General features: G+C 72.2%; 2 protein-coding genes. Both read right to left on the minus strand.

Annotation, left to right across the window (positions count from 1 at the left end):
• Positions 1–2: 2 nt before the first annotated feature.
• Positions 3–10,757 carry a type I polyketide synthase gene (locus VM636_RS04195; RefSeq protein ID WP_338483352.1) on the minus strand — a complete coding sequence of 3,585 codons (10,755 nt, stop codon included), beginning with the start codon at positions 10,755–10,757 and terminating at the stop codon, positions 3–5.
• A gap of 48 nt (positions 10,758–10,805) precedes the next feature.
• Complete coding sequence (locus tag VM636_RS04200) at positions 10,806–15,656, minus strand: SDR family NAD(P)-dependent oxidoreductase (protein WP_338483355.1); 4,851 nt, start codon at positions 15,654–15,656, stop codon at positions 10,806–10,808.
• Between the last annotated feature and the right edge of the window lie 91 nt (positions 15,657–15,747).

Consider the following 15,747-nt stretch of genomic DNA (forward strand, 5'->3'; position numbering starts at 1 on the left):
TCTCACATTCCCTGTGTCGCGTCGTCAAGGCCAGAACCGTCGAACGCCATGCTGATCAGGCTCTCGGTGTCCATCGCGTCGATCGAGTCGATCGCGGACTCTTCCGCGCTCTCCGTCGGGTCCGCCGGCTCCTCGTGAGCACCGGCGAGTTCGAAGAGCACTTCCATCAGCCCGGCGTCCCTGAGCCGACTCAGCGGTATCCCTTGCAGGATGCGCCGGATCCGCTCCTCCCTCGCCGCCTCTTCGCCCGCCGGGGAATCGGGACGCAGTTCCTCCGCGAGGTACTGCGCGAGCGTGCGCGAGTTCGGGTAGTCGAAGACCAGCGTGGCGGGCGGGCGCATTCCGGTGGCCTGGGCGAGGCTGTTGCGGAACTCCACCGCCGCCAGCGAGTCGAACCCGATCTCCTTGAAGGCCCGGTCCGGTTCGATGGCCGAGGGTCCGGAGAATCCGAGGGTGGCGGCCGCGTGGGCACGTACGAGGTCGAGCACCTGCTGTTCGCGCTCGTCGTCGGGCAGCGCGGCCATCCGCTGCCGGAAGGCGGCGCCGGACGACGAGGAGTCGACAGTGGGGTGGGCGCTGGGCCTGACCAGTCCTCGGAACAGGTCGGGCAGGTCGTCGGGACCTGGTGCTCCCGGTCCGGTGAGGTCGAGGCTCATGGTGACCAGGGCGGGGGCTCCGGAGGTCTCGGCGGCGTCGAAGAGGGCGGTTCCCTCCTGGTCCGACAGCGGTTCGATGCCGGTGCGGCGCATCCGCTGGGCGTCGGCCGTCTGCAAGCCGTCCGCCATGCCTCCTTCGGTCCAGGGCCCCCAGGCGAGGGACTGCGCGGGGAGTCCTTCGGCTCTGCGGTACGTGGCCAGCGCGTCCAGGAACGCGTTCGCGGCGGCGTAGTTGCCCTGGCCCGGGTTGCCGATCACTCCGGCAGCCGAGGAGAAGAGGACGAAGGCGGTGAGGTCCATGTCACGGGTCAGTTCGTGGAGGTTCAGCGCCGCGTCCACCTTCGGACGCAGCACCGACGCCACCCGCTCCGGCGTCAACGACCCGACCACCCCGTCATCCAGGACACCCGCCAGGTGCACCACCCCCACCAGCGGACGATCCACCGGAATCGCCCCCAGCACCCGCTCCAACGCCACCCGGTCAGCCGCGTCACACGCCTCGACCACCACCTCCGCCCCGTAACCCTCCAACTCCCCGACCAGCTCCGAGACCCCCTCGGCCTCACCACCACGACGACTCGTCAACACCAGCCGACGCACACCACGCTCGACCACCAGATGACGCGCGAACACCCGGCCCAGCGTCCCCGTACCACCCGTCAACAACACCGTCCCCGCGGAACCGAACACGACCCCGCCACTCTCCCCAGCCGGCCGCACCGCCCGCACCAACCGGCCCACGAACGCACGGTCCTCACGCAACACGACCTGCGACTCACCCAACCCCGCCACCCGCACCACCGCATCGGAGACCCCGTCCACGTCCCCGTCCAGCAGCACGATCCGCCCAGGATTCTCCGACTGCGCCGACCGCACCAACCCCCACACCGCGGCCCCGGCCACATCCGTCAGAACCTCACCCGGCAACGCGACAGCACCCACCGTCCGCACCACCAACCGCGACCCACCGAACCGCTCCTCACCCAGCCACTCCCGCACCACCCCCAACACCTCACACACCGCATCCCGCACCCCACCAGCCGTGCCCACCCCACCGACGGCACGCACCGCATCGAACACCACCACATCCGGCACCACACCACCGGCCGAACCCGCCACCTCACCCCACAAACCCACCGACAGACCACCGAAGCCACCAGCCTCCGGCAGCCCCACCTCAGGCCACTCCACCCCGAACAACGACCCCCACACACCCGACTCCGCCACCGCACGCCGCTCCCCGCCCACCGACCGCAAAGCCAGCGAACCCACCGACGCGACCACACCACCACCCGCATCCGCCAGCACCACCGAAACCCGACCCTCACCCACCACCGAGACCCGGACCCGCACCACCGACGCACCCACCACACCCAACGACACACCCGACCAAGCGAACGGCAACGCCGCCCCCTCACCCACCGCACCCGACAACGCCACCCCATGCAACGCCGCATCGAACAACGCCGGATGAAGGGCGTAGGTCCCGGGCTCGGTGCCTTCGGGGAGTCCCACCTCGGCGAAGAGGTGATCGTCGGTCCGCCAGGCGCCGCTGAGGCCGCGGAAGGCCGGCCCGTAGCGCAGGCCCGCCTCCGCCATGCCGTCGTAGAACCCGTCCAGGTCCACCGGCTCCGCACCCGCCGGAGGCCACTGCCCGGATGCCCACGCCACTTCCCGGGCACCAGGCGCGTCGGGGACGGCGATGAGCGAGCCGGTGGCGTGGCGCACCCACGGCAGGTCCGTCGCCTCGCCTCGCGAGTGCACGGTCACCGGCCGGCGGCCGGAGTCGTCAGGGGTGCCGACGACGACCTGGAGGGCCACGCCACCGTGCTCCGGGAGCACCAGCGGCGCTTCCAGGGTCAACTCCTCGATCCCCGTGTAGCCGACCTCATGTGCCGCTCTCAGTGCCAGTTCCACGAAGCCCGTGCCGGGGAAGAGGGTGGAATCGCCGACCGCGTGATCGGCCAGCCAGGTCTGGGCTCCGGTGGACAGACGTCCGGTCAGAATCACGCTGTCCCCGTCGGGCGAGGCGACGACCGCGCCGAGAAGGGGGTGATCGGCGGACTCCTGCCCGATCGATTCGAGATCGGCGCCACGCTGCTCGCCGACGAGCCAGTAGTTCTGGTGCTGGAAGGCGTAGGTGGGCAGATCGACACGCCTGGCACCCGAGCCGTCGAAGTACCGGGCCCAGTCGACCCCCACCCCCGCCACATGCAGCTCACCGAGAGCGGAAACCACCGTCGGCACCTCGGAACGGCCCTTGCGCATCAACGGAACGAACGCCACCGCGTCCGCGTCCTGGACGCAGTCCTGGCCCATGCCGCTGAGCACGGCGTCGGGGCCGATTTCGATGAACGTCGTCACACCACGCGACTCCGCGAACGCCACCGCGTCCGCGAACCGCACCGCCTCCCGCACATGCCGCACCCAGTACTCCGCCGAACCCCACCCCTCGGACACCTCACCCGACACCCCCGACACCACCGGAACCGAAGCAGCACCGAACGACAACCCGGCCACCACCTCACCGAACTCCGCCAGCATCGGCTCCATCAACGGCGAATGAAACGCATGCGACACCCGCAACACACTCGTCCGCCGACCCCGCCCCTCGAACACCGCCACCACACCAGAAACCGCGGCCTCCGCACCCGACACCACCACCGAACGCGGACCATTGACCGCCGCGATCCCCACCCCCGCACCCAGCAACGGAAGCACCTCAGCCTCCGACGCCTCCACCGCCACCATCACCCCACCCGCAGGCAACCCCTGCATCAACCGCCCACGAGCCACCACCAACACAGCCGCATCCCGCAACGACAACGCACCCGACACATGCGCCGCCACAACCTCACCCACCGAATGACCCACCAGGAAGTCCGCACGCACCCCCCACGACTCCACCAACCGGAACAAAGCCGTCTCCACCGCGAACAACCCCGCCTGCGCGAACAACGTCCCACTCAACAAACCCGCGTCCGCACCCCACACCACCTCCCGCACACCACACCCCAACAACGCATCCAGCTCCGCGACCACACCATCAAACGCCGCCGCGAACACCGGAAACGCCCCATACAACTCCCGGCCCATCCCCAACCGCTGCGCACCCTGCCCCGTGAACAGAAACGCCGTCGCCCCCGCCGGCCGCACCACCCCACGCACCACCGACACATCCCGCACACCCCCCGACAACGCCCCCAGCCCCCGCACCAACTCCCCACGGTCCGCCGCCACCACCACCGCACGATGCTCCAACACCGCACGCGACACCACCGACGAAAACCCCACATCCACCAAACCAACACCAGCACCAGCACCAGCACCAGGAACCGGCTCTTCCAGCCCCTCCAGCCGGTCCAGCAACCGCGCCGCCTGACCCGACACACCAGCCCCACACCGCGCCGACAACACCACCGGCACCACCGGCAAACCCGGTCCCTCATCCCCCACCGGGGCCTGCTCCTCCACCGGCTCTTCCACCACGGGGGCCTGTTCCACGATCACGTGCGCGTTCGTCCCGCTCAGACCGAACGACGACACCCCCGCACGCCGCGGACGACCCCGGTCCGGCCACACCCGCGACTCCGTCAACAACTCCACCGACCCCGACGCCCAGTCCACCTCCGGCGTCGGCACATCCACATGCAACGTCTTCGGCAGCACCCCATGACGGATCGCCTGCACCGCCTTGATCACACCACCCACACCCGCAGCCGCCTGCGCATGCCCCAGATTCGACTTCAACGACCCCAGCCACAACGGATCACCCACCCGACCCTGCCCATACGTCGCAAGCAACGCCTGCGCCTCGATCGGATCCCCCAACCGCGTCCCCGTACCATGCGCCTCCACCAGATCCACCTGATCCGACGAAACCTGCGCATCCGCCAACGCCGCGCGGATCACCCGCTGCTGCGACGGACCATTCGGAGCCGTCAGCCCGTTGCTCGCACCGTCCTGGTTCACCGCACTGCCCCGGACCACGGCCAGCACCTCGTGTCCGAGCCTCCGCGCGTCCGACAACCGCTCGACCAGCAGAACACCGACACCCTCCGACCAGGCGGCACCGTCCGCGGCACCCGCGAACGACTTGCACCGGCCGTCCTTCGCCAGCCCCCGCTGCCGACTGAACTCCACGAAGACCTCGGGCTCCGACATGACGGCCACGCCGCCCGCCAGGGCGAGGGAGCACTCGCCGGAACGCAGCGCCTGGATCGCGAGGTGCAGGGCCACCAGCGACGACGAACAGGCCGTGTCCACGGTCATCGACGGTCCTTCCAGACCGAGGACGTAGGAGATCCGGCCGGAGGCGATGCCGCCCGTGCTCGCGTTGTGCGCGTAGTCGTGGTACATCATCCCGGCGAACACACCGGTGCGGCTCTCCTTGAGGGACAGCGGGTCGATGCCGGCCCGCTCGAACGCCTCCCACGACGTCTCCAGCAGGAGCCGCTGCTGCGGATCCATGATCAGAGCCTCGTTCGGGCTGATCCCGAAGAAGGCCGGGTCGAATCCGGCGGCCTCGTCGAGGAACCCGCCACGGGCCACGTAGCTGGTGTCCGGTCGCAGGCCCGCGGGGTCGTAGATCTTGCGCAGGTCCCAGCCCCGGTCGGACGGGAAGTCGGTGATGAGGTCGGCTCCGTCGCTCACGGCCTGCCAGAGGTCTTCGGGCGAGCCGATATTCCCCGGGTAGCGGCAGGCCATGCCGACGATCGCGATCGGGTCGTCGTGGGCGCCGGACGGCGTCGCCGGGTGGTGAGTCGCCGTCACGGCGGGTTCGGCTCCGGATACTTCGCCGAGCAGGTGGCGGGCCAGGGCCACGGGGGTGGGGTAGTCGAAGACGACGGTCGCGGGCAGACGCAGCGCGGTCGCCTCGGCGAGCCCGTTGCGGAACTCGACGGCTCGCAGGGAATCGAAGCCCAGGTCCTTGAACGCCTTCTCCGGCTCGATGGCCTGGATCGAGCTGTATCCGAGGACCGAGCCGACCTGTTCGAGGACCACCTCCAGCATGGCCGTCTCGCGCTCGGGCTCGGCCAGGCCGGCCAGGCGCCGCTGGAGGCTGTTCGTCTCGGTGTTGCCCGTGGCCTTGCGGCGGGTGACGACCGGGACCAGGGTGCGGAAGAGTTCGCGGCTGCTGTCGCCCTGCGCCCGTATGGCGGAGAGGTCGAGCCGCACGGGCACGACCACCGGTTCCGTCGTCCGCAGCGCGGCGTCGAACAGGGCGACGCCGTGCTCCGAGGAGATCGGGAAGACACCGCCGACGGACGAGATCCGGGTGCGCTCCGCGTCGGACAGCTTGCCGGTCATCCCGCTGGCCTCGTCCCAGAAGCCCCAGGCCAGGGAGTGCGCGGGGAGTCCTTCGGCTCCGCGGTACGTGGCCAGCGCGTCCAGGAACGCGTTCGCGGCGGCGTAGTTGCCCTGGCCCGCGTTGCCGAAGGTGCCTGCCACCGAGGAGAAGAGGACGAAGGCGGTGAGGTCCATGTCACGGGTCAGCTCGTGGAGGTTCAGCGCCGCGTCCACCTTCGGACGCAGCACCGACGCCACCCGCTCCGGCGTCAACGACCCGACCACCCCGTCATCCAGGACACCCGCCAGGTGCACCACCCCCACCAGCGGACGATCCACCGGAATCGCCCCCAGCACCCGCTCCAACGCCACCCAGTCAGCCGCGTCACACGCCTCGACCACCACCTCCGCCCCATAACCCTCCAACTCCCCGACCAGCTCCGAGACCCCCTCGGCCTCACCACCACGACGACTCGTCAACACCAGCCGACGCACACCACGCTCCACCACCAGATGACGCGCGAACACCCGGCCCAGCGTCCCCGTACCACCCGTCAACAACACCGTCCCCGCGGAACCGAACACGACCCCGCCACTCTCCCCAGCCGGCCGCACCACCCGCACCAACCGGCCCACGAACGCACGGCCCCCACGCAACACGACCTGCGACTCACCCAACCCAGCCACCCGCACCACCGCATCGGACACCCCGTCCACGTCCCCGTCCAGCAGCACGATCCGCCCAGGATTCTCCGACTGCGCCGACCGCACCAACCCCCACACCGCGGCCCCGGCCACATCCGTCAGAACCTCACCCGGCAACGCGACAGCACCCACCGTCCGCACCACCAACCGCGACCCACCGAACCGCTCCTCACCCAGCCACTCCCGCACCACCCCCAACACCTCACACACCGCATCCCGCACCCCACCAGCCGTGCCCACCCCACCGACGGCACGCACCGCATCGAACACCACCACATCCGGCACCACACCACCGGCCGAACCCGCCACCTCACCCCACAAACCCACCGAAAGACCCCCGAAGCCACCAGCCTCCGGCAGCCCCACCTCAGGCCACTCCACCCCGAACAACGACCCCCACACACCCGACTCCGCCACCGCACGCCGCTCCCCGCCCACCGACCGCAAAGCCAGCGAACCCACCGACGCGACCACACCACCACCCGCATCCGCCAGCACCACCGAAACCCGGCCCTCACCCACCACCGAGACCCGGACCCGCACCACCGACGCACCCACCACACCCAACGACACACCCGACCAAGCGAACGGCAACGCCGCCCCCTCACCCACCGCACCCGACAACGCCACCCCATGCAACGCCGCATCGAACAACGCCGGATGAAGCTGGAAGTCGGTGGCGGGTGTTCCCGTGGGGAGGGTGACCTCCGCGTAGACGTCGCCGTCCGCGCGCCAGGCCGCGTCCAGTCCGCGGAAGGCCGGTCCGTAGCGCAGGCCCGCCTCCGCCATGCCGTCGTAGAACCCGTCCAGGTCCACCGGCTCCGCACCCGCCGGAGGCCACTGCCCGGATGCCCAGGCCGCGTCTTCGGTGCCGGCCGCGGTCGGTGTCGCGGTGTCCGGCGCCAGGACGCCCGTCGCGTGGCGCGTCCACGGCTCGTCGCCGTCCTCCGCGCGGGCGTGCACGGTCACCGGGCGGCGGCCGTCGGTGCCTGCCGTGCCGACCGTGACGCGGACCGCGACGCCGCCCCGCTCGGGGACGATCAGCGGTGTCTCCAGCGTCAGTTCGTCGAGGACCGGGCAGCCGACCTGGTCGCCGGCGTAGACGGCGAGTTCCACGTGTCCGGTGCCGGGGAAGAAGGCGGCATCGCCCACCCGGTGGTCATCGAGCCAGGGGTGCGTGCCGAGGGCGAGGCGGCCGGTCAGGCTGAGCGCGTCCGTGTCCGGGGCCGGGACGCGGGCGCCGAGCAGGGGGTGGCCGGCCGGTTCCAGGCCGGCGGTGAGCACGTCCCCGGCGCCGGTGGGTGCGGTGGCCCAGTAGCGCTCGCGCTGGAAGGCGTACGTGGGCAGTTCGACGCGTCCCTCGGAGGCGGTGGGGTCGAGGAAGAGGCTCCAGTCGACCGGGGCCCCGTGCACGTACGCCTCGGCCAGCGACGTGGCGAACCGGTCCGTGCCGCCCTTGTGGCGGCGCAGCGAGCCGACGGCGGTGGCGGACGCCGAGGTGGCGGCGACCGTCTCGCCGAGGGCGATGAAGAGGCCCGGGTGGGGGCTGGCCTCGACGAAGAGGGTGAACCCGTCGTCGAGCATGGCCCGGGTGGTGTCCTCGAAGCGCACCGTGCGGCGCAGGTTCTCGTACCAGTAGCCGGCGTCGAGTCCGGTGGTGTCGAAGGGGCCGCCGGTGACGGTCGAGTAGAACGTCGTGGTCGACGGGCGGGGCGTGACATCGGCGATCTCGGCCAGCAGGCGGTCGCGGATCTCCTCGACGAACACGGAGTGGGAGGCGTAGTCCACCGGTATCCGGCGGGCCTGCACGCCCTGGGTCTCCAGGTGGGCGTAGAGCTCGTCGAGGGCTTCGGCCTCTCCGCACACGACCGTGGAGGAGGGGCTGTTGACCACGGCGATCTGAAGGCGTTCGCCCCAGGCGCTCATCACCGTCTCGGCCTGCGCGGCGGGGAGTCCGACCGACATCATGCCGCCGCGTCCGGCCAGGTCCTGGCGGATGATCTTGCTGCGGAGCGCGACGACGCGGGCGCCGTCCTCCAGCGAGAGGGCTCCGGCGACGCAGGCCGCCGCGACCTCCCCCTGGGAGTGTCCGACGACGGCGGCGGGCTCCACACCGCAGGCGCGCCAGAGGCCGGCGAGGGACACCATGACGGCCCACAGGACCGGCTGGACGACGTCGACCTCCTCGAAGGTGGGGGTGCCGGGGCGCTGGTGGACGACGTCGAGGAGGTCCCAGTCGGTGAAGGGGGCCAGCGCCTCGGCGCACTCGCGCATCCGGTCGGCGAACACCGGTGAGGAGGCCAGGAGTTCGACGGCCATGCCGGCCCACTGGGAGCCCTGCCCGGGGAAGACGAAGGCGACCTGGGCGGGGCCGGTGGCGGTGCCGCGGATCACCTGGGGTGCCTTGGTGCCGTCCGCGACCGCGTCCAGGCCGGCGAGGAGGGTGTCGGGCTCGCCGCTGTCGCCGTCCGGGGCGGTGTCCAGGACCACGGCGCGGTGCTCGAACGCGGTGCGGGTGGCGAGCAAGGCGCGGCCGATGTCCCGGGGCCGTGCGGTCGCGCCCGCTCCGGCGCGTACGAAGGAAGCCAGGCGCTCCGCCTGGGCGCGCAGGCCGGCGGCGCTGCGTCCGGAGACGAGGAAGGGGGTGAGGGGGGAGGTGAAGGGGGCGGGTCGGCGGTCGGTGGCCGGTTCGGCCGTTCCCGTGTCCGGGGCGGGTTCCGGTGCGGGCGCCTCCTGGAGGATCACGTGGACGTTGGTGCCGCTGAGCCCGAACGCCGAGACGCCCGCGGTGCGGGGGTGGTCGCGGAGGGTCCAGGGTTCGGCCTCGGTGAGGAGACTGACGTGGCCCGAGGTCCAGTCGACGTGGCGGGAGGGCCGCTCGACGTGGAGGGTCCTGGGCAGCGTCGCGTGGCGCAGGGCCATGACCATCTTGATGACGCCGCCGACGCCGGCCGCGGCCTGGGCGTGGCCGATGTTCGCCTTGAGCGAGCCGAGCCGCAGGGGGTCCTCGGCGGTGCGGTCCTGGCCGTACGTGGCGAGCAGGGCCTGTGCCTCGATGGGGTCGCCGAGGGTGGTGCCGGTGCCGTGGGCCTCGACCACGTCGACGTGGGCGCCGGGGACGCGGGCGTTGGCGAGGGCCTGGCGGATGACGCGTTGCTGGGACGGGCCGCTGGGTGCGGTGAGGCCGTTGGAGGCGCCGTCGGAGTTGATGGCGGATCCGCGGATGACGGCGAGTACGGGGTGCCCGTTGCGACGGGCGTCGGAGAGGCGTTCCAGCAGGACGATGCCGGCCCCTTCGGACCAGCCGGTTCCGTCGGCGGTGTCCGAGAACGCCTTGCAGCGTCCGTCGGGTGCGAGGCCACGCTGCCTGCTGAAGGCGACGAACGGCGCGGGCGTCGACATGACCATGACGCCGCCGGCCAGCGCGAGGGCGCATTCGTCCTGGCGCAGGGACTGGGCGGCGAGGTGGAGGGCGACCAGGGAGGACGAGCAGGCCGTGTCCACGGTGAAGGAGGGGCCTTCGAGTCCGAGGGTGTAGGAGATGCGTCCGGAGATGACGGAGGCGGCGCGGGCGGTGGCCATGTACGCCTCGACGGCCTCGGGAACGCCCTCGGGAAAGTCGCCGTAGTCCTGGATGCCGGATCCCATGTAGACGCCGACGCGGCCACCGCGCAGGGTCTCCGGGTCGATTCCGGCCCGTTCGAACGTCTCCCAGGCGACTTCGAGGGTGAGACGCTGCTGCGGGTCGGTGGCCTCCGCCTCCATGGGGCTGAGGCCGAAGAAGCCGGCGTCGAAGTCGGCGGCGCCCTGGAGGAATCCGCCCTGGTGGACGTAGCTGGTGCCCGGCCGCGAGGCGTCCTGGCCCAGGATCTCGTCGAGGTTCCAGCCCCGGTCGTCCGGCATGCCGGTGACGGCGTCGCGGCCCTCGGCGACCAGCTGCCACAGTTCCTCGGGGGTGGTCACTCCGCCGGGGAAGCGGCAGCCCATGGCCACGATGGCGATGGGTTCCCGCGCGGCGGCCTCGGCGTCCTGGAGGCGGCGCCGGGTGCGGTGCAGGTCGGCGGTCACCTTTTTGAGGTAGTCGAGGATCTTGTCGTCGTTGGCCATATCGGTCTCACCGAGTCCTTAGGGTCAGATGCCGGCAGCGTGCCCGTGTCAGGCGAGGCCGAGTTCCTGGTCGATGAAGGCGAGGACGTCGTCGGCGGAGGCGTCGTCGAGCGTGTCGCGCACCGCCGCTCCCGTTGCGCCGCTCTGGAGGGTGGTCAGGGTGTCGAGGAGGGTTTGCAGCCGTGAGGTGATGCGGCTGCTGCGGATCTCCTCGGGGCCGAGCCTGCCGACCAGTTCCTCGAACCGCTCGACCTCCGTGAGGAGCGGGGTCGCGTCGTCGTCGCCGTCGGGGAAGAGCCGGGTGTGCAGATGGTCCGCGAGTGCGGTGGGGGTGGCGTAGTCGAAGACCAGCGTGGCGGGCAGTGGGGCGCCGGTGGCGGCGGTCAGTGCCTGACGCAGTTCCACGGCCGCGACGGAGTCGAAGCCGAGGTCTTCGAAGGCGCGTTGGGGGTCGAGCTGGGAGGGCGCGTCGTATCCGAGGAGGGTCGCGACGCGGGTGCGTACGAGGTCGAGGAGGGCGCGGCCGCGCTCGGCGGTGGAGAGGGCGGCGAGGCGTGCCATCAGGGTGTCCGCGTCGGAGCCGGTGGAGTCGGGCTCGGCGGTGAGGACCCGGGTCACGTCGTCGAGGGCGTCGAGGAGCGGGCGGGGGCGGGCGAGCGTGTAGGTGGGTGCGAAGCGGGACCAGTCGAACTCGGCGACGACCAGGTGGCTTTCGTCGTGGTCGAGGGCCTGCTTCAGGGCGCCGATGGCGAGGCCGGGGTCCATGGCGGGTGCGCCGATGCGTTCCATCACGGCGCCGAGTTCGGCGTCGACCATGCCGCCCTGCCAGGAGCTCCAGGCCACGGAGGTGGCGGTGAGTCCGCGGGCGCGGCGGCGGTGGGCAAGGGCGTCGAGGTGGGCGTTGGCGGCGGCGTAGGCGGCCTGTCCGGCGCTGCCCCAGACGGCGGCGCCGGAGGAGAAGAGGACGAACGCGTCGAGCGGGCGGTCACCGAGGAGGTCGTCGAGGTGCTGGGCGCCGGTGACCTTCGCGTGGCCGACGGCGGCGAACTCCTCGTGGGTGAGGTCGGTGAGCGGGGCCATGCGCTGCGCGGCACCCGCCGCGTGGACGACGGTGGTCAGGGGCAGCTCCCCGGGTACGGCGTCGAGGACCGCCGCGAGCGCGGCGCGGTCGGTGACGTCGCAGGCCGCGAGGGTGACACGGGTCCCGGTGGCTTCCAGCTCCGCCGCGAGTTCGCGGGCGCCCGCGGCCGCGTCGCCGTTCCGGCTGAGGAGGATCAGGTGTTCGGCGCCGTCGGCGGCGAGCATGCGGGCCACGTGCGCGCCGAGGCCGCCGGTGCCGCCGGTGATCAGCGCGGTGCCGTGCGTCGCCCGGGAGCGCCCGGGGGCGCGGTCGCCCAGGGGTGCGCGGACCAGGCGGCGGGCGAGGGCGCCGTCGCCGCGCAGGGCCACCGCGTCCTCGCCCAGGGTGGCGGAGAGGATGTCGCAGAGGCGGTGCAGGTCGGCGGGGCCGGGCTCGGCGGGGAGGTCGACGATGCCGCCCCACGTGTCGGGGTGGTCGAGGGCGAGGCCGCATCCGAGGCCCCAGAGCTGGCTCTGCGCCGGGGAGGTGAGTTCGGCGGAGCGGGAGGTGGCGACGGCTCCCTGCGTGGCGCACCAGAGCGTGGGGGCGTCCGGGGTGTCGGCGAGGGCCTGGACGAGGGTGACGGTGGCCGTCAGTCCCCGGGTGAGGTGGGGGTTTGCGGGTTCGGGGCGCTCGTCGAGGGCGAGCAGGGACAGGAGGCCGGCGGCGGGCCGCGCGGCGATCCGGGCGGCGAGGTCCGCGCGGCTCTGGCCGGACACGGCTTCGATGACGCGGGGCGAGGCGCCGCGTTCGCCGAGTGCGGCCAGGAGCGCGCCGACGGTGGGGGTGTCGGTCGAGCCTTCGGGGACGGCGACGATCCAGGGGGCGTCCAACGCGGCGGCGGAGGGGAGGGTGGCCGGTTGCCAGACGACACGGTAGCGGAGGTCGTCGAGTGCGGCGCGTTCCTGGTGGAGACGGTGCCAACGGGACATCGCGGGCAGGACCTCGCCGAGGGCGGTCTCGGTGACGTCGAGGCGGTCAGCGAGGGCGGGGATGTCCTGGTGGGCGACGGCTTCCCAGAACGCGGCTCCGGCCGGGTCGGTGGGCCGGGGAGCGCTGTGTGCGTCGGGGCGCTCCGCCCAGTAGGCGCGGCGCTGGAAGGGGTAGGTGGGGAGGGGGACGCGGCCGGCGCCCCGGTCCGCGTGGAAGGCGTGCCAGTCGACGGCCGTGCCGTGCGCGTGGGCGTGGGCCAGGGCGGTGAGCAGGGAGCGTTCCTCGTCGCGGGCGCGGCGCAGGACGGGGATGCACAGGGTGTCGCCGGTGTCCGGCAGGCAGTCGGCGGTCAGGGGGGTGAGCGCCGCGTCGGGGCCGATCTCGATGAGGACGCGGGCGCCTTCGGTGTGCAGGGTGCGGACGGCGTCGTGGAAGCGGACCGTTCCGCGGACGTGGCGGACCCAGTAGTCGGGGGTGGTGAGTTCGCCGGGCCCGGCGAGCCGGCCCGTCACGTTGGAGACGATGGGCAGCCGGGGCGCGTGGTATGTCATCCGGGCGGCCGTCTCGGCGAAGGCGTCGAGCATGGGTTCCATGAGGGGCGAGTGGAAGGCGTGCGACACGTTCAGCCGCTTCGTACGACGCCCCAGCCCGGCGAAGTGCTCCGCGACGGCCAGCACCCCGTCCGCCACACCCGACACCACCACCGACGACGGACCGTTCACCGCCGCCAACCCCACACCCGCACCCAGCAACGGCACCACCTCGTCCTCCGACGCCGACACCGCCACCATCACCCCACCCGCCGGCAACCCCTGCATCAACCGCCCACGCGCCGCCACCAACTCGGCCGCGTCCCCCAACGACAACACCCCCGCCACATGCGCCGCACTCACCTCACCGATCGAATGCCCGGCCACCACATCGGCCCGCACACCCCACGACTCCACCAACCGGAACAACGCCACCTCGACAGCGAACAACGCCGCCTGCGCATACACCGTCCGGCCCAACAACCCCTCGTCCTCACCCCACATCACCTCGAACAACGACCGGTCCAACCACCGGTCCAACTCCCCCACCACCGCATCCAACGCCCCCGCGAACACCGGGAACACCCCATACAACTCCCGCCCCATCCCCAACCGCTGCGCACCCTGCCCCGTGAACAGAAACCCCGTCAGACCCTCCACAGCGGCGCCCGACCCGGTGAGCACGTCGGCGCTCTCCCGGCCTTCGGCCAGGTCGCTCAGGGCGCGTACGGCGGCTTCGCGGTCTCCGGCCAGCAGCACCGCGCGGTGGTCCAGCGCGGCACGCGTCGTCCCGAGCGAGAAGCCGAGGTCGCCTACGGAGGTGCCGGTGCCGGGGCCCGTCGTCAGGTGGGCGAGCAGCCGGGACGCCTGGTCGCGCAGGGCGTCCGGGGTCTTCGCGGAGAGCGGCAGCGGGGTCAGTGAGGAGGTGACGGCGGGCGGGGTGGCCGGTTCGCTCTCCTCGGGTGCCGGTGCCTCTTCGATGATGACGTGGGCGTTGGTGCCGCTGAGGCCGAACGCGGAGACGGCGGCACGGCGGGGGCGTCCGAGAGCGGGCCAGGCGACGGCCTCGGTGAGCAGGGAGATGTTGCCCGTGGACCAGTCGACGGCGGGCGTCGGCTCGTCCACGTGGAGGGTGCGGGGCAGGATGCCGTGACGCATGGCCTGCACCATCTTGATGACGCCGCCGACGCCTGCTGCCGCCTGCGCGTGCCCGATGTTCGACTTCACCGAGCCCAGGTGCAGCGGCTGCCCGGCGGGGCGCCCCTGGCCGTACGTGGCGAGCAGGGCCTGCGCCTCGATGGGGTCGCCGAGGGTGGTGCCGGTGCCGTGCGCCTCGACCGCGTCGACCTGGTCGGCGGTGAGCTGGGCGGCGGCAAGGGCCTGGTGGATGAGCCGTTGCTGGGCGGGACCGTTGGGCGCGGTGAGGCCGTTGGAGGCACCGTCGGAGTTGACGGCGCTCCCCCGGACCACGGCGAGGACGGGGTGGCCGTTGCGGCGGGCGTCGCTGAGCCGTTCGACGACGAGCATGCCGACGCCTTCGCCCCATCCGGTGCCGTCGGCGGCGGCCGCGAAGGACTTGCAGCGACCGTCGGGGGCGAGGCCGCGTTCCTGGCTGAAGCCGACGAAGGAGGTGGGGGTGGCCATGACGGTGACGCCGCCGACCAGCGCGAGGTCGCACTCGCCGGCGCGCAGCGACTTGACGGCGAAGTGGAGGGCGACGAGCGAGGAGGAGCAGGCGGTGTCGACGGTGACCGCCGGGCCCTGGAGGCCGAGCGTGTAGGAGACGCGTCCGGAGGCGACGCTGGCGAGGCCGCCGGTGCCGCCGTCGGTGGCGTAGTCGTGGTAGACGACGCCGGCGAACACACCGGTGAGGCTGCCCTTGAGGGAGAGCGGGTCCACACCGGCGTGCTCCAGCGCCTCCCAGGACGTCTCCAGCAGCAGGCGCTGCTGGGGGTCGGTCTCGCGGGCCTCCTTGGGGCTCATCTTGAAGAAGTCGGCGTCGAACCGGTCGGCCTCGTGGAGGAAGCCGCCCTCGCGGGCGTAGGTGTGTCCGGGGGTGGCGGGCTCGGGGTCGTACAGCCCCTCGACGTCCCAGCCTCGGTTGAGCGGGAAGGCCGAGATGCCGTCCCGGCCCTCGGCCACGAGTTCCCATAGTTGGTCGGGGGTGGTCACGCCGCCGGGGTAGCGGCAGCTCATGCCGGTGATCGCGATGGGCTCGCGCTCCCGGGCCTCGGCGTCCCGCAGGCGTCGCTTCACGTGCCGCAGGTCGGCAGTGGCCCGCTGGAGGTAGTCGCGAAGCTTGTCCTCGGTTGCCATCTGTACCTCTACCAATCTCGGAGCGTGCGTCAGCGGTGCCGGGTGGGAGCCGGTGCCGTGGCCGGCCGTGTGCGAGGGGGTGGTGCGTGCC

This window comes from Streptomyces sp. SCSIO 75703, assembly GCF_036607905.1.
Lineage (GTDB): Bacteria > Actinomycetota > Actinomycetes > Streptomycetales > Streptomycetaceae > Streptomyces.